Below are 16270 nucleotides of genomic sequence, written 5' to 3' on the forward strand. Positions count from 1 at the left end.
CGGATTGAGAGCCCCACCATGGCCAAGCGCATCGACGTAAGCGGCCTCTCCGCTTACTACGGCAACCACAAAGCGATCGACGACATCTCGATGACCGTCGAGCCGCGTTCCGTGACGGCCTTCATCGGCCCGTCCGGCTGCGGCAAGTCCACCTTCCTGCGGACCTTGAACCGGATGCACGAGGTCACCCCCGGTGGCCGCGTCGAGGGCAAGGTCATGCTGGACGACGAGAACCTCTACGCGTCGGGCGTCGACCCGGTCGCGGTCCGCCGGACCGTCGGCATGGTCTTCCAGCGCCCGAACCCGTTCCCCACCATGTCGATCTTCGACAACGTGGCGGCCGGCCTCAAGCTCAACGGCATGCGCCGCAAGAGCGAGCTGGAGAACGTCGTCGAGAAGTCCCTCAAGGGCGCCAACCTCTGGAACGAGGTCAAGGACCGGCTGAACAAGCCCGGCTCCGGCCTCTCCGGCGGCCAGCAGCAGCGCCTCTGCATCGCCCGCGCCATCGCGGTCGAGCCGCAGGTCCTGCTGATGGACGAGCCCTGCTCGGCGCTCGACCCGATCTCCACCCTCGCGATCGAGGACCTGATCGGCGAGCTGAAGGCGCGCTTCACGATCGTGATCGTGACGCACAACATGCAGCAGGCGGCGCGCGTCTCCGACCGCACGGCCTTCTTCAACCTGTCGGCCATCGGCCAGCCCGGCAAGCTCATCGAGCTGGACGACACCGAGCGGATCTTCTCCAACCCGTCGGTCCAGGCCACGGAGGACTACATCTCCGGCCGCTTCGGCTAGGCCGGCACCTGACCCCTCGCGAGCCGAAGGGCGCGCCGGTGTCGAAAGCGACGAGACCAAGCGAGGTACGAGCGCAGCGTCGAGGAGCGTCGACACCGGGTCAAGCGCCCGGAGGCGAGTGAGGAACAACAGCCCTGCGGTGCTGCATGGCGGTGCCACCGCAAGGCGAAGGGCCCGCCCCCGTGAGGGGGGCGGGCCCATTTCTTTTGTGCCGGTGCGTGCTGCCTGCCGGTCAGAAGATCAGTGCGATGATCCAGTAGCAGACGGCGGCGACGATGGCCGCGGCCGGCATCGTGATGAACCAGCCGGCCACGATGTTCTTGGCGACACCCCAGCGCACGGCCTTGACCCGCTTCGTCGCGCCGACACCCATGATCGCCGAGGTGATCACATGCGTCGTCGAGACCGGGGCCTGGAAGACGTACGAGGTCGTGTACAGAATCGAGGCGGCGGTCGTCTCGGCCGCGAAGCCCTGCGGCGGGTCCAGCTCGATGATGCGGCGCCCCAGCGTCCGCATGATCCGCCAGCCGCCGGCGTACGTGCCGAGCGACAGCATCGCCGCGCACGCGAACTTCACCCAGGTCGGGATCGAGTCGCCGTTCTGCACATCGGCGATGGTCAGGGCCATCACCACGACGCCCATCGTCTTCTGCGCGTCCTGCAGACCGTGGCCCAGCGCCATCGCCGCCGCCGAGACCGTCTGCGCGATCCGGAAACCGCGCTTGGCCTTGTGCGGGTTGGACTTACGGAACATCCACAGGATGGCGAGCATCACCAGATAGCCGACCACCAGGCCGACCACCGGCGACAGGAACATCGGGATGACGACCTTGTCGAGCACCCCCGACCAGATGACGGTGATGCCGCCCGCGAGGGCCGCGCCGACCATCCCGCCGAACAGCGCGTGGCTGGAACTCGACGGTAGTCCGAAGTACCAGGTGACCAGGTTCCACACGATCGCGCCCACCAGGGCCGCGAACAGGACGGCCATTCCGGACCGTCCCTGCGGCGTCTCGATGAGCCCCTTGCTGACCGTCTTGGCCACGCCGCTGCCGAGGAAGGCACCGGCCAGGTTCATGACGGCGGCCATGGCGAGCGCCGCCTTCGGCGTCAGCGCGCGCGTCGACACCGACGTCGCGATGGCGTTCGCCGAGTCGTGGAACCCGTTCGTGTAGGTGAATCCGAGCGCGACGCCAATGGTCACGATCAGTGCAAAGGTGTCCACAGAAGGTCAGGACTCCTTGACCGCGATGGTCTCCACGGTGTTCGCGACATGCTCGAACGCGTCCGCGGCCTCTTCCAGTACGTCCACGATCTGCTTGAGCTTCAGCACGTCCATGGCGTCGTACTTGCCGTTGAACAGGTGTGCGAGCAGCTTGCGGTGGACCTGGTCCGCCTGGTTCTCCAGGCGGTTGATCTCGATCCAGTACTCGGTGAGGTTGGACATCGTCCGCAGGTTCGGCATCGCCTCGGCGGTCAGCACCGCTGCCCGCGCCAGCACCTCGATCTGCTGCTCGACACCCTTCGGCAGCTCGTCCACCTGGTAGAGAACGACGAGGTCGACGGCCTCTTCCATGTAATCCATGATGTCGTCGAGACACGATGCGAGGTTGTAGATGTCCTCACGGTCGAACGGGGTGATGAAGGAGGAGTTCAGCTGGTGGAAGATCGCGTGGGTCGCGTCGTCCCCCGCGTGCTCCGCCGCCCGCATCCGTTCGGCGATCTCGATACGCGTGGCCGAATCGGCCCCGAGCAGTTCCATGAGGAGCTTCGAACCTGTGACGATGTTGTCCGCGGATGCGGCGAACATGTCATAGAAGCTCGTCTCCCTGGGGGTCAGACGAAAGCGCACGTGAGGTCCTCGGGGTGCATCGGATTCGGTCTCGTCAGGTCTCGTTGATGCTAGGCGCATCATCCGGCCACGGCTAACCGGCGTCACCCAGTGTCGCCCATCGGACAGACTGCCCCTCACCGGGGATCCGTCGTACAAGGTACCGATTCGGTAAGATATACCCACCAGGGGTATTTTCGGGCAGGGAGAGCGGGATGACGACCACCGAGACCGACCAGGCCGACGAGGCCGCGGAGACCGTGCCGAGCACCGCGGCACCGCACAGCCCGCCCGGCCCGCACGGCTACAGCAACCACAAGGACGCCCACCTCAAGCGGCTGCGCCGGATCGAGGGTCAGATCCGCGGACTCCAGCGCATGGTGGAGGAGGACGTCTACTGCATCGATGTCCTCACACAGGTTTCGGCCAGTACCAAGGGCCTGCAGTCCTTCGCCCTCCAGTTGCTGGAGGAGCACCTGCGGCACTGCGTCGCCGCGGCCGCCGCCGAGGGCGGGCCCCAGATCGACGACAAGGTCGCCGAAGCGACCGCGGCCATAGCCCGGTTGCTGCGCACCTGAGCCCCGGCCGGCAGCCGGGCCCGTAGCGTTCCCACGGACCCGGCCGGCGACCGAGACGAATATCTCCACGGTGGTCCGGTGCTGCGCTCATGCGGTGCTGCGGTCATACGGCGCTGCGGTTGTTCGGTGATGCGGTTTTCGGTGCTGCGGTTGTTCGGTGATGCGGTTTTCGGTGCTGCGGTCGTTCGGTGGTTCAGCTCGGGCGCCGGGCCGCCTGTGCGGGGATCCGCACCGACTGACGCTCCGTCGTCCGGTCCACTTCGAGCACCTCGTCGATCCGGGCGAAGCTCAACCGCTCCTCACCGGCGGCGGAAGCCGCGATCATCAGCTCGCCGCACAGCTCGATCTCCGCGAGGGCCACGAAGTCCTGACTCGGCCCGTTATGCGTAGACATGTTCGTTTCGCGAGACAAAGCCACGTGCACCACCTCCTCGTCCTCGAGCAGTGGCCGGTTTCATCGGCCACTGGTCAGAGTAGGCACCCGCACACGGTCCGCGCATGGCACGGAAGGACCATTTCGCCCACCGTCATTTCGGAGGTGCAGTAACGATCTTCCCGTTGTAAATATCGGCCGGTTTCGGCAGAACGACGGTCACCGGCGTACCGAACGCGTCGAACAACGTGGTCGACGTCACCGTCACATCGCTCGGCGCGGACGGCCTGGCCGCGCCCGCCGTACCCGCCGCACCGCTGAACGTGAAGCGCTGGCTGACCTTCCGCGGCCGCCCCTCCGCGTCGAGGTACACATCGAACGGCACCTGCGTCACGGAGAATCCCCTGGCCGCCGCCGCGAGCGGCTGCCGGGCGGCCGGCGAGGCGCCACGGGCCGCGCGGGCGATGTCCGTCACTCCCCGGAAGTGCCGCACCTTCACCCCGTGGAACATCTCGTCGCCGACCAGCTCCACCTTCTGCGCCCCGCGCAGGAGTTCGGCCGCCGCCAGCGGATCGGTCGCGCCGCCGGTCACGAGGTTGCCGTCGGACAGCCGCGTGGTGTCCACCCGCACCCACTTGTCGGCGGGCACGCCGGCGCCGCGGTCCTTCATGTACAGCGACCCCGGCGTCAGCAGTTCGGTGACCGGGTGGTGCTCCTCGGCCCCGGCGGCGTCCTTGGGGAGGGTGACCCGCAGCTCGCCCCGGCCCTTGCCGTAGTCGAAGCCGCCGGCCCCGGTGATCACCACCCGGGTCCCGCCGCTCGCCATCTCCATCGACGTGCTGACCTTCGAACTCCCCGCCCGGATCAGGGCGTCGGCCGCCCGGCGCACGGATTCGCCGGAGTCCGCCCCCAGTCCGTCGGCGGCCACGCCGTCCCCGGCACAGCCGGTCAGCACCGTCACCCCGCACACGAACCCCGCCGCGGCGGCGGCCGTCACCATCCGCCTGCGCTGCATCACCATCGCCCGCTACCCCCTGGGAATCCCGCCACCGGCCTCGCCCGACTAACGACGGGCCGCCCGCCCCCGTAACGGCGCCCGCCCCGAAGCGCGGGGGAAGCCCGGGTCGCACGGGAGCGCGCGAGGGAGCGGCCACCGGCCGCGAGCGCGTGGAGTCAACCCCTCCACGACCCGCCGCCGTGTCCCGTACCGTGGTTGTGTGCTCATCCAGACCACTGCCGCCCCGTCCGGAACCCACCACACCACGGTCACCGACCAGGGCTCCTTCGCCAGCGCCCGCTGTTCCTGCGGTTGGAAGGGTCCCGCCCGCCGAGCCCGCGACCGTGCCCGCCGGGACGCCGAGGCCCACACGGGCGGATGACGCCCCCGACGTCCCCTGTCGGTTCTCCCAGCCCCTCCTCCCCGGCCTGAACTCCCCCGGCCCGCGCTACTCGCGCCCTTTCCGGCACCCGCGCCCTTTCCAGCACTCGCACCCTTCCGGCACCCGCGGCCCCTTGCGTACGGCACGCGGCGGGTAGGAGGGTGAGCAGTCGCCCGCCGACGGCGGGCCCCGGGCAGGAGGCTGCGGCCGTGAACCGACGAGATGCGCTCCGCGCCGGATACGGCGTCGCCGCGTCGACGTGGCTGGCCGGCTGCAGCGCGGGCGACAGCGCCGACGCGAAGCCACCGGGTCCGTCCCACACCCCGGCCCCCACCGCCCCGGGCGGGACCGCCACCTCCGCCACCCCCAGCTCACCGCCGGACTGGCCGGCCCTGGCCAAGGGCCTGGGCGGCGCGCTGATCCGCCCCGACGACAGCGCGTACGACACCTCCCGCCGGCTCTACAACACCCGCTTCGACGGGCTGCGCCCCGCCGCCATCGCCTACGCCTCGGGCCCCGACGACATCCGCGAGTGCCTGGACTTCGCACGCCGCTCCCGGTCGGTCCGGCTGTCGGTCAGGAGCGGCGGCCATTCGTACGGGGGCTGGTCCAGCGGCGGCCAGGACCACCTCGTCCTGGACGTGTCCCGGCTCAACGCGATCAGCACCAACGGAACGGCCGCAACCGTCGGCGCCGGCGCGAAACTCATCGATGTGTACTCCCGGCTCGGCGAGCACGGCAGGACCGTCCCCGCCGGCTCCTGCCCCTCGGTCGGCGTCTCCGGTCTCACCCTCGGTGGCGGCCATGGCGTGCTCAGCCGCTCGTACGGTCTGACCTGCGACAGCCTCACCGGCGCCACCATCATCACCGCCGACGGAAAGCAGCTGGACTGCGACGCGACCACGAACTCCGACCTCTTCTGGGCGCTGCGCGGCGCCGGCTGCGGCAACTTCGGGGTCGTCACCGAGCTCCGCTTCGCGACCCACCCCGCGCCGTCCGTCGTGACCGGCTACGCGACCTGGCCGTGGAGCCGGGCGGCGGCCGTCGTCCGCGCCTGGCAGGAGTGGGGACCCGACCAGCCGGACCACATCTGGTCGGCGCTGCACCTGGAGGGGCCGGCGGGCGGCGCTCCGACGGTCTCCCTCGCCACCCTGTCGACGGGCTCGCGGTCCGATCTGGCCAACGCCGTCGACCGGCTCGCCGGGACCGCGGGAGGCGGGTCGCCCTCCTTCTCCACGCATCCGCGCTCCTACATGGAGGCGATGTTCTCGTACGCCGGCTGCTCGGGCCTGACCACCGCCGAGTGCCATCTGCCGCCCAAGGGCCGGCTGCAGCGCGAGACGTACACCGCCCGTTCCGACTTCTACGACCACTCGCTGTCGCCCGCGGGCATCCAGGCCCTGCTCGGCCAGGTCGAGCGGCTCGGCTCGCTCTCCGGCGACGGCGCCGGCAGCGTGGCGCTGACCGCCCTGGGCGGCGCGGTCAACCGGGTCGACCCGGGCGCGACGGCGTTCGTGCACCGCCGTTCCCGTTTCCTGGCGCAGTACATCGCCTCGGACGGCCTCAGCCGGACGACCTGGCTGGACACGCTGTACGGGGCGATGCGCCGTTACGCCTCGGGCGCCGCCTACCAGAACTACGCCGACCCGGCCCTGAAGGACTGGCGCCAGGCCTACTACGGCAGCGCCGCGGCCCGTCTGGCGGACGTGAAGAAGAAGTACGACCCCGACAGACTCTTCGACTACCCGCAGGCCGTGTAGGCCCGCTGCGAGCGCCGGCACGGTTGCATCCGGGCGGGCGGGCTCAGGCGGCCGGCCGGCTCAGGCCGCCAGGTCCTTGTCGTACGCGGTGGGCATCGGGTACGCCTCACCGCGCCGCGCCGGGGACCGGACCAGCCCGCGCACCCGGGACCGGCTCATCGCCGTCGTGACGGGCGTCAGCAGGGCCATGGCGAGCGGTGCCAGCAGCAGCGCCGTGGCCGTGCCGAGGGCGAAGCCGCCGATCACGTCGGTCGGGTAGTGCACGCCCATGAAGACCCGGCAGAAGCCCTCGGCGAGCGCGATCAGTATGGCGACGACCCCCACCTTGCGGCTGACCATGAACAGCCCGACGGCCATGGCCATCGTGAGCGTCGCGTGATCGCTCACGAACGAGAAGTCGGACTTCCCCTTGATCAGGACGTCGAGCCCCTCATGGTCCACGAAGGGCCGGGGACGCTCCACGAGGCCGCGCACCGGGATGTTCAGCAGCAGCGCGATCCCGGCGGCGAGGCCGGACCACACCACCCCGGCGACCGCGGCGGGCGCCTGCTCGCTGCGCCGCGCGATCCGCCACCAGCACCAGCCGGCCAGCAGGAGCATGAGCACGATCAGCCCGTACTCGCCGATGAACTCCACGCAGCGGTCGACCCAGTGCGGGGAGTCCTTGGCAAGGCCGTTGATGTCGCGCAGCAGGCCCACGTCAGGGTTCGAGCCGTCGGTTGCGTGCTCTGCCATGTGGTGGTGCCCCTTACCTGATCCATACTCCGGCCCCGCTGCTGGCCTCCAGGCCATGAACGCCGTTTCTTCGCGCCATTGTCCCTGTGCAACGGCGGACACGGTACGTAGCGTTCCGGTCTCTACCGGATGATCACCAGGAAGTTATCCAAGAGAGATCGGACAGCGCATCCCCAGGCCAAAGCCTCACGCAGAGCCCGTAGTCGGCAGCGCCTGCGCGCCGTCCTTCGTGACGCGGGTCCCGCCGATGAAGTCCGGTGTGTCGATCTTGTCGAAGCGAATGACCGCGCCGGTGTACGGGGCGTTAATCATGTACCCACCCCCGACGTACAGTCCCACGTGGTGGATCGACCGGGGGTCGTTGAGGTCGGTGGCGAAGAAGACCAGGTCGCCCGGGAGCAGTTCGTCCCGCTTCGGGTGCGGGCCCGCGTTCCACTGGTCGTTGGCCACCCGCGGCAGCTCGATGCCGACCGATTCGTAGGCCGCCTTCGTCAGCCCCGAACAGTCGAACCGCCCGTTCTGGTCGGCCGTCCCGTTGCCGCCCCACAGATACGGCGTGCCGAGCTTGCCCTGCGCGTAGTAGATCGCCGCCGCGGCCTGCTGGGAGGGCGCCACGCGGCCCACGGGTGCGGCGAAGCTCTTCTCCAGCGTCCTGATGGTCTTCACGTAGTTCTGCGTCTCGCGGTACGGCGGGATCCCGCCCGCGTGGATCACCGCGTACGCGCCCGCGTTGTACGCCGCGAGCATGTTGTCGCTGTGGTCCCCGGGCACGTCCTTCACGTACTTGGCCAGCTCGCAGTCGTACGAGGCGGCCGACGGGATCGCGTCCTCCGGATCCCACACATCCCGCTTCCCGTCCCCGTTCCCGTCCACCCCGTGGGACGCCCAGGTGCCCGGGATGAACTGCGCGATACCTTGCGCGGCGGCGGCGCTCTGCGCCCGCGGGTCCCAGCCGCTCTCCTGGTACAGCTGTGCGGCCAGCAGCGCCGGATTGATCTCCGGGCAGAGGTTGCCCCACTTCTGCACGATCGACTGGTACATCGCCGGCACCGAGCCCTTGGCGAGGGTGACCGACCCACCGCTCCCGCCCGCCAGCCCGGCGGCGGCCGAGAACGTGCCGATCACCAGCAGCGCCATGAACGAAAGGCACAGCCCGAAGCCGAGAGTGACGGTGAGCCAGACCTTCTTCGCCATCAGCCATGCCCTCTCAGGAGTGATGTACGGGCTGCGGGGCACCGATGGTGACGGTGCGCCAGACTTTCCGCAGCATTCGTCCGCGCCTTCGTTCCAATCGTTGCCCTACGGTGACGCTCGTGATACACAGAGTAGTCGTCTACGTCCCATCGAACACCGGTCCGTGCAACATTCTGGACGCTGCGGTCCGGATCACACGGGGGATCCGTCGAGAAAGTCGCCGAGTCGACAAGAACCGGTTGACACATCGGCCAAGATAGACCCTGGACCCTTGCGCCCCGGCGAGGGCTCCAACTGACCGAGCGGGGTGGTGAGTTCCATATGTTCTTGGCAGCCACAAAGGGCGACATCAACACCATTATCGGTGGCATCGCCCCCAACTGGGGGCCCTTCGGGTCCCTCGGGAACGAAGCACGCGTGATGATCGAAGTGGTCATGGCGGTAGCGATCCTGCTCTGCCTCGCCATCGCGATCTGGGGCGCGGCCAAACAGCGGATCGGCGCGACAGCCCTCCGCGACACCTTCAGCGCCGAACAGGGCAAGGGTCTGATCATCGCCGGCCTGACCGGCGTGTTCATCATCGGATCCCTCGGCACGCTGTTCACCATCGTCTACGGCATGGCCGTGTAGTCGTGTAGCCCAGAGCCAGCCTGTCCCATGTCCCCGGGAGCCCGTCCCAGGCTCCCTCCCCCACCCGAGGCTGCGTGCTGATGCCCACTCACCCCAGCAGCGATACCGGCCAGGACGGCCCACCGACGCGCACCCGCATGCCCGAAGGGCACGGCGGGCACGGCGCCGCGCCACGCCGCACCAAGCCGAGCCGCGCCCTGGTGACGGTCCTCGGCGTCGTCGTCGTCCTCGTCGCCGTGATCGTCCTCGCCAACCGGGGCGGTGGCAACACCGCCTCCGACGGCGCGTCCTCCGGCGGCACCAAGGGCACCAACGCGAACCCCACCGCCCCGACCGGCGACAAACCGGTCACGGGCAACAACGCGGGGATCGCGTCGGGCTTCGCGAAGTCGGAGCAGGGGGCACAGTCCGCGGCGGCGAACTATGCGGTGGCGCTGGGGGGTGACGGGATGTTCACCACGGACCGCCGCCACGCGATCATCGACGCGATCGCGGACAAGAGCACGGTCGGCACGATGCAGGCGGGCTTCGACACCAACTATTCCAAGGCCTTCCTGGCCGGCATCGGGCTGAGCGCCGACGGTGCCGCGCCGGCCGGGATGACCTTCGTCGACCGCACCATCCCGGCCGGCACGAAGATCGACAAGTTCGACGGCGACACGGCGAACGTCTCGGTCTGGTGCGCCGGCATGTTCGGCCTGGCGGGCAACGCCTCGACCAAACCGGTGACGAACAACTGGTTCACCGTCACTTTCACGCTGAAGTGGAACGGTTCGGACTGGAAGGTCCTCGATACCGGACAGAAGAAGGGCCCGACCCCGGTGAGCGGCGACAATCCGGTGTCCGGTGCTGGCGAGATCGCGGACGCGGTCAAGGGTTTCGGAGGGTTCACGTATGCGCGGTAGCCGACGTCTCCGTGCCCTTTCGCTCGCAGGAGTCGTGGCGGGCGTCCAGACCGCCGCCGTTCTCCTGGCGACCCGTGCCGCCGCGGCGCCCACCCCGACTCCGACGCCGTCCCCGACAGCGAGCAGCGACCCCTGCGCGCTCATCTCGGGCCCTGCCAAGGAGTACTGCGAAAAGGGCAAGGGCGGCGGAAGCGGTGTCCCCAACCCCCTCCCCGACACCCTCGACCCCCTCAGCGCCCTCGCGAAGGGCTGTGCCGACGCCGCCTCCTGGGTGATCACCAAGCTCTCCAAGGCGATCACGTCCACCACGCAGGTGGACTTCACCAACACCACCTTCCTACGCCAGTACGCCGTCGTGTTCGCCGCCTCGACGATCCTCACGCTCGTCCTCTGGCTGCTGGCCGTCGCCAAGCGGGCCGTGCGCGGGGTGCCGCTGACGGAGGCGTTGACGGAGGCCGTCGGGTTCCTGTGGCTGACGGTGCTGGCCTCGGCGTTCACCCCGCTGGTCCTCTACACGGTGGTGTCGGCGACGGACGCGGTGACCGATGTGATCGCGGCCGGCACGTCGTCGAACACCAACACGTTCTTCGGCAACTTCTCCGCGGCCCTCGCCAAGGGCCAGGACATCGGCGGCGGCCCGATCATGCTGATCGTCGTGTCCATGGTGTCGGTGCTGGCCGCCGGCGTGCTGTGGCTGGAGCTGGTGATCAGGGCCGCGCTGCTCTACGTCGGCGCGCTGCTCGGCACCGCGGTCTACTCCGGGCTGGTCGACAAGAACATGTGGGGCCATGTCCGCCGCTGGGCGGGCATCATGATCGCGGTCATCCTCGTCAAACCGGTGATCGTGATCGTGCTGGGCCTGGCGGGGGCGCTGAGCGCGTCCGACGGGCCGAACTCGTTCTCCGCCGTCGTCTCGGGACTGGCGATCATCCTGCTGGCGATCTTCGCGAGCTTCATGATCTACCGCTTCGTGCCGGGCTTCGGCGACGACGTCGTGAGCCTGAAGAACAACCGCAAGGAAGCCGGCGGCGCCCAGGCCGCGGCCGTGATCTCCTCGCCCGCCGCTCTGGTGAAGCAGGGCATCAAGACGCACAGCGCGCGCGGCGGTCCGCAGGAGCAGGCAACCAGTGGGGGCGGCCAGCCGTCCAACCCGGTGTCCGGCGGCGTGGCCGCCCACGGCAGCCGCAACGGCAACCCAGGCCCGAGCGGCGGCGGAGGCGGTGGCGGCGGTTCGAACGGCGTCCCCGCGGCGCCCGCGCCCCGCACCACACCGGACCGCGGGAACAACAGCAACGGCAACGGAAACAAGCACGGAGGTGATCGCCGGTGACGTCCCAGCCCTTCACCCAGCCGCGCCGCACATATCTGATCGGCAAGGCCCGCCCGAACGCGATCGTCGGCAAGAACCGGGAGACCGGCGAGATCGCGCTGATCGTCGTCGGCGCGTTCCTGGGCATGATGTGCGGCCTGCTGGTCCCGATACTTCCGTTGCGCATCCTCACCCTCGTCGGGTGGCCGCTGCTGGCCTTCGCCGCCGTCTACATGCCGTACCGGCGGCGGACGTTCTACCGCTGGTTCGAGATCAACCGCACCTACCGCCGTACGCTGCGCCGCTCCCCCGCCTACCGGTCCGCGGTCTCCGAGGCCGGTATCGGGCTCGACGGGCGGGAGGTCGAGGTCGGGCCGCCGCCCGGCATCGGCCGGATCAACTGGCTGTCGGCGCCCTTCGGCCCCGACGAGATCGCCGTGCTGCTGCACATCGACCGCAGGACCGTGACCGCCGCGATCGAGATCGAGGGCCCCGGCGTCGGGCTGCGCGACAGCGAGGACCAGGAAGCCCTGGTGGAACGGTTCGGCACGCTGCTCAAGCACGTGGCGAACGGCGACGGCTACGTCACCCGCCTGCAGATGCTGGCCCGTACGCTGCCCGCCGACCCGGACGCGCACGCGAAGGACGTCTCGCTGCGCGGCGACCCGCAGGCCGAGTCCTGGCTCAAGGACTCCTACGAGCAGCTGCAGTCGATGGTGTCGACCTCCTCCGAGCAGCACCGCGCCTATCTCGTCGCCTGTATGCACTTCACCCGTGAGCTGGCCGCCGAAGGCCACGCGCTGGCCCGCGCGACCGTCACCCGCCGCTCCGAGGTCGACAAGGACGCGGGACTCGCCGCCGTCATGGCCCGCGAGCTCACCGACATCTGCGCCCGGCTCGCCGAGGCGGACATCCGGGTCCGCCAGCCGCTCGGCCAGGCCCGGCTGTCGTCCCTCGTGCACTCGATGTACGACCCGGACCACCCCATCGACCACATCCAGGCGATGACCCGGCGCAACGCCTGGCCGGCCGAGCTGGACGCGACGGAGCCGACGTATCTGCAGGCCAAGACCCGCGAGTCGTCCACCCGCGCGCCCTGGCACCACTCCACGGCCTGGGTGAAGGAATGGCCGATGACGCCCGTCGGCGTCAACTTCCTCGCCCCGCTGCTCGTCCACACCCCGGACGTGATCCGCACGGTCGCGGTCTGCATGGACCTGGAGCCGACCGACGTCGCCATCGAGCGGATGCTCACCGAGAAGACGAACGACGACGCGGACGCCAGCCGCGCCGCCAAGATGAACCGGGTGATCGACCCGCGCGACGTCGCCCACCACGGCCGCGTCGACCAGCGCGGCGAGGACCTCGCCAGCGGGGCCGCCGGAGTGAACCTCGTCGGCTACATCACCGTGTCCTCCCGCTCCCCCGAAGCCCTCGCGCGTGACAAGCGCACGATCCGCGCCTCAGCGGGTAAGTCGTATCTGAAACTGGAGTGGTGCGACCGTGAGCACCACCGTGCGTTCGTGAACACGCTGCCGTTCGCGACCGGAATCCGCCGCTAACAGGAGGCCCATCATGCCCATGCTGGACCCCCTCGCCGCGCTCACCGACGCGTTCACCGGCTTCCTGTTCGGGAAGGTGGAGTCGACGCGGCTGCCCGTCCGCACGTCCACCGGGCAGGCGCAGGCCGTGTACCTGCCCACCGCGGCCCCCGGCCTCGGCGACTCCGGCGTGATCATCGGCCGCGAGGTGTACTCCGGCAAGGGCTACATCTACGACCCGTTCCAGCTCTACGGCCAGCAGCTGCCCGCCCCGCACTGGCTGGTGCTGGGCGAGTCCGGCAACGGCAAGTCCGCGCTGGAGAAGACGTACGTCCTGCGCCAGCTGCGCTTCCGCGACCGCCAGGTCGTCGTGCTGGACGCCCAGGGCGAGGACGGCGTCGGCGAGTGGAACCTGATCGCGAAGGCGCTCGGAATAACTCCCATCCGGCTGGACCCGATGGCCGCCCTCAACGGCGGCATCAAGCTCAACCCGCTGGACCCGGCGATCGCCGCGACCGGGCAGCTCGCGCTGCTCCGCACGATCATCGAGGTCGCGATGGGGCGCGCCCTGGACGAGCGGTCCGGCTTCGCCCTCAAGGTCGCCCACGCGTATGTCACGGAGACCACCACCGAGCGGCAGCCGATCCTCACCGACATCGTCGAGCGGCTCCGACATCCCATGCCGGACTCCGCCGAGGCGATGAACGTCGATGTCGACGACGTCCGGGCGTGGGGCCTGGACGTGGCCCTCGTGCTGGACCGACTGGTCGACGGCGACCTGCGCGGCATGTTCGACGGCCCGACGACCAACGGCATCGACCTGGACGCGCCACTGATCGTCTTCGACCTCTCCCACATCGACCGCAACTCGATCGCCATGCCCATCCTGATGGCCATCGTCGGCGTGTGGCTGGAGCACACCTGGATCCGGCCCGACCGGGTCAAGCGCGTCTTCCTCGTCGAAGAGGCCTGGCACATCATCAACAGCCCGTTCGTGGCCCAGCTCTTCCAGCGGCTGCTGAAGTTCGGCCGCCGCCTCGGCCTGTCCTTCGTCGCCGTCGTCCACCACCTGTCGGACGTCGTGGACGGCGCCGCGGCCAAGGAGGCCGCCGCGATCCTGAAGATGGCCTCGACGCGGACGATCTACGCCCAGAAGGCCGACGAGGCGCGCGCGACGGGCCTGGTCCTCGGTCTGCCCCGGTGGGCGGTGGAGATCATCCCGACACTCACCCCCGGCATCGCGGTCTGGGACGTCAACGGCAACGTCCAGGTCGTCAAGCACCTGATCACCGAGTCCGAGCGCCCGCTGGTCTTCACGGACAGCGCGATGACGCAGTCGTCCGTCGACCACACGGCCCAGGTCGAGGCGGAGGCGGTGGCCGACGCGGCCGCGGCCGCGGAGGTCTCGCTCGCGAAGCAGTTGGCCGACGACGCGGTGGCCTGACGTGGCGGCGGAGCGACGCGGGACCGCCGAGCGGCGGGCCGAGGGCGGTGTCCCGGACGGACTGATCCTCGGGATCCTCGGCTTTCTGCTGGGCATGACCATCATGGTCTGGACGGCCACCGGCATCGCGGGGCTGTTCGCCCACGGCCAGTGGCCCACCGCGGTGCACTTCACCCGCACCCCGCTGGCGATGCGGCACCTCATCGGCGACCCGCACGACATCCCCGGCGCCTGGCCGGAGTCACCGCCGCCCGAGCTCCCGGGCTCCGGGCTCTTCTGGGGCATCTTCATCGGCCAGTTGATGGTCCTCTTCGTCCTGACGGTCTTCCTGATCGGCGTCCTCACCCGGTACCGCGTGGTGCGCGCCAACCGCCGCGAGGCCCGCGCCGCGGCGAAAGCCGCCCAGGACACCGCCGGAGGGGAGCGGTCCGAGGACACCGGCGCCGTTCCCCGCCCCCGGCGACGAGAACCCGACGCCGAGTCCGACGCCTTGTCCGACGCCGAGTCCGACCATGAGCGGGAACCCGAACAGCGGCCGGAACCGGCGCCCGCCGTACCGACGGCGTACGAGGCGCAGCCCCCCGCCGCCGTCCCCGCGCCGCCGCAGGGCCACGGCACCCCCGTCCAGCCGGAGTTCGCCCCTGTACCGGCCGGCCAGGGGGCTCCCGGCCCGCAGATCGCCGCCGTCCCCACGGGACCGGGACACGGGATACCGCCGCTCGCCCCGCCCGCGGCCGATCCACTCGCCGGCGGCGAACTGACCCGTACCTACGCCCTGTTCGCGGCCCCGCGCGGCGACAAGGCCAAGCGGGCCGTGGAGCCCGCGATCCTGAACGCCGCCGGCGCGGTGATCGTCACGACCGCCGACGCCGAGACGTACCGCAGGACCGTCGGCAACCGCAGCAAGCTGGGCCCGGTCACCGTCTACGATCCCGCGCACCTGATCGACCTTCCGGGACGCCTGCGTTGGGCCCCGCACACCGGCTGCGAGGACGCGCCGAAGGCGGCGACCCGCGCCGCGGCGCTCCTCGCGCCGCTGCGGCCCACCAGCAGCCTGGACTCCCTGACGTTCTCTGCTGCCGAGACGCTGCTGCGCTGCTGGCTGCACGCGGCGGCCGTCGACGGTCTGCCGTTCCGTCAGGTGCACCGCTGGGCGGCGGGCGGCGCCGCGGGCGGGGAGGCGGTCCGGATCCTGCGGACCGCACGAACGGCCGCGCCCGGCTGGAGCGGCGAGCTGGAGTCGATACTCCACGCCCACCCGGAGCGCCGGGACGCCGCGCAAGCACTGATACACCGGGGGCTGGAGTGCCTCAACTCCATCCATATCAGGGACGCCTGCAATCCCGGTCGAGCCGGAGCACCGGATTGGGAGTCGTTCGTCTCCGAGAGGGGAACGCTCTACGTGGTGGGTGAAGCGATCGAGGATCCACGAGCCCGCCCGGGTGCGATGCCACTGCTGACCGCACTCGTATCGAGCGTGGTCGAGCACGGCCGGTCCATGGCTGCGAGGTCATCTGCCGGTCGGCTCGACCCACCAATCACGCTGGTCCTCGACGACATCGCGGCGCTGGCTCCGATCCCGGAGCTGCCCGCGCTGCTGGCCACCGGACAGGCCGACGGGCTGCCGGTGCTCGCGGTGTTCCGTTCGCCGGAACAGGCCAGGGACCGCTGGCGGACGGCGCTCTGGCAACAGGCCGACGTACGCCTGTCGTTGGGCGATCCGTTCGGCGCCATCGCCGACGAGATCCCGGACGCGGTCCGGCTCGGCTAGGCCGAACCGTCGACCCCTGCCGGCC

At 70.2% G+C, this 16270-nt stretch carries 16 protein-coding genes; 10 read left to right on the forward strand and 6 right to left on the reverse strand.

Annotated elements, in window-relative coordinates; genetic code table 11:
* The first annotated feature begins 18 nt into the window (after positions 1-18).
* Complete coding sequence (gene pstB / locus LNW73_RS14655; RefSeq protein WP_250977027.1) at positions 19-795, forward strand: phosphate ABC transporter ATP-binding protein PstB; 777 nt, start codon at positions 19-21, stop codon at positions 793-795.
* A gap of 232 nt (positions 796-1027) precedes the next feature.
* On the opposite strand, the gene LNW73_RS14660 is transcribed toward pstB, so the two are convergent.
* Both LNW73_RS14660 and LNW73_RS14665 read right to left on the reverse strand, forming a co-directional pair.
* Positions 1028-2020, reverse strand: a complete 993-nt coding sequence (locus LNW73_RS14660) for an inorganic phosphate transporter (RefSeq protein WP_250977026.1) — start codon at positions 2018-2020, stop codon at positions 1028-1030.
* 6 nt (positions 2021-2026) lie between these two features.
* Complete coding sequence (locus LNW73_RS14665; RefSeq protein WP_138358477.1) at positions 2027-2647, reverse strand: DUF47 domain-containing protein; 621 nt, start codon at positions 2645-2647, stop codon at positions 2027-2029.
* A 194-nt stretch (positions 2648-2841) separates the two neighbouring features.
* Between LNW73_RS14665 and LNW73_RS14670 the strand changes: the two genes are divergently transcribed.
* Entirely contained in the window at positions 2842-3204 is a 363-nt protein-coding gene (locus LNW73_RS14670; protein ID WP_250990202.1) for a metal-sensitive transcriptional regulator, read from the forward strand.
* Positions 3205-3397: 193 nt separating this feature from the next.
* On the opposite strand, the gene LNW73_RS14675 is transcribed toward LNW73_RS14670, so the two are convergent.
* Together LNW73_RS14675 and LNW73_RS14680 are read right to left on the reverse strand one after the other, a co-directional pair.
* Positions 3398-3598 (reverse strand): hypothetical protein, encoded by a 201-nt coding sequence (locus tag LNW73_RS14675; RefSeq protein WP_250977024.1) that lies wholly within the window; start codon positions 3596-3598, stop codon positions 3398-3400.
* Between the two features lie 133 nt (positions 3599-3731).
* Positions 3732-4598, reverse strand: coding sequence for a hypothetical protein (locus LNW73_RS14680; RefSeq protein ID WP_250990203.1), 867 nt, complete (start codon positions 4596-4598; stop codon positions 3732-3734).
* Between the two features lie 196 nt (positions 4599-4794).
* On the opposite strand from LNW73_RS14680, the gene LNW73_RS14685 reads away from it, so the two are divergent.
* Together LNW73_RS14685 and LNW73_RS14690 are read left to right on the forward strand one after the other, a co-directional pair.
* The gene (locus LNW73_RS14685) at positions 4795-4956 is read left to right on the forward strand and encodes a hypothetical protein (protein WP_250990204.1); all 162 of its coding nucleotides are present in this window, start codon (positions 4795-4797) and stop codon (positions 4954-4956) included.
* A gap of 209 nt (positions 4957-5165) precedes the next feature.
* A complete protein-coding gene (locus LNW73_RS14690; RefSeq protein WP_250990205.1) occupies positions 5166-6716 on the forward strand; it encodes an FAD-binding oxidoreductase in 1551 nt (516 codons plus the stop codon).
* 60 nt (positions 6717-6776) lie between these two features.
* Here LNW73_RS14690 and LNW73_RS14695 read toward each other — a convergent pair whose 3' ends face one another.
* Positions 6777-7451, reverse strand: a complete 675-nt coding sequence (locus tag LNW73_RS14695) for a phosphatase PAP2 family protein (RefSeq protein WP_250990206.1) — start codon at positions 7449-7451, stop codon at positions 6777-6779.
* 186 nt (positions 7452-7637) lie between these two features.
* On the reverse strand, positions 7638-8645 hold the full coding sequence (locus tag LNW73_RS14700; protein WP_250992923.1) for a C40 family peptidase: 1008 nt from the start codon (positions 8643-8645) through the stop codon (positions 7638-7640).
* A gap of 321 nt (positions 8646-8966) precedes the next feature.
* Between LNW73_RS14700 and LNW73_RS14705 the strand changes: the two genes are divergently transcribed.
* From LNW73_RS14705 to LNW73_RS14730, 6 genes are all read left to right on the forward strand, one after another.
* A complete protein-coding gene (locus LNW73_RS14705) occupies positions 8967-9275 on the forward strand; it encodes a hypothetical protein (protein ID WP_138358463.1) in 309 nt (102 codons plus the stop codon).
* 80 nt (positions 9276-9355) lie between these two features.
* Positions 9356-10180 carry a hypothetical protein gene (locus tag LNW73_RS14710; protein WP_250990207.1) on the forward strand — a complete coding sequence of 275 codons (825 nt, stop codon included), beginning with the start codon at positions 9356-9358 and terminating at the stop codon, positions 10178-10180.
* Complete coding sequence (locus tag LNW73_RS14715; RefSeq protein WP_250990208.1) at positions 10170-11510, forward strand: hypothetical protein; 1341 nt, start codon at positions 10170-10172, stop codon at positions 11508-11510. Before LNW73_RS14710 ends, LNW73_RS14715 begins: the two co-directional genes overlap by 11 nt.
* Complete coding sequence (locus LNW73_RS14720; RefSeq protein WP_138358457.1) at positions 11507-13051, forward strand: SCO6880 family protein; 1545 nt, start codon at positions 11507-11509, stop codon at positions 13049-13051. The genes LNW73_RS14715 and LNW73_RS14720 overlap by 4 nt, the downstream gene beginning before the upstream one ends.
* Positions 13052-13070: 19 nt before the next feature.
* Positions 13071-14474, forward strand: a complete 1404-nt coding sequence (locus LNW73_RS14725) for an ATP-binding protein (protein WP_164295100.1) — start codon at positions 13071-13073, stop codon at positions 14472-14474.
* Position 14475: 1 nt separating this feature from the next.
* Positions 14476-16245, forward strand: coding sequence for a type IV secretory system conjugative DNA transfer family protein (locus LNW73_RS14730; protein ID WP_374118099.1), 1770 nt, complete (start codon positions 14476-14478; stop codon positions 16243-16245).
* Positions 16246-16270 lie beyond the last annotated feature (25 nt).

Origin of the sequence: Streptomyces sp. RKAG337, assembly GCF_023701715.1 — a bacterium.
GTDB lineage: Bacteria > Actinomycetota > Actinomycetes > Streptomycetales > Streptomycetaceae > Actinacidiphila.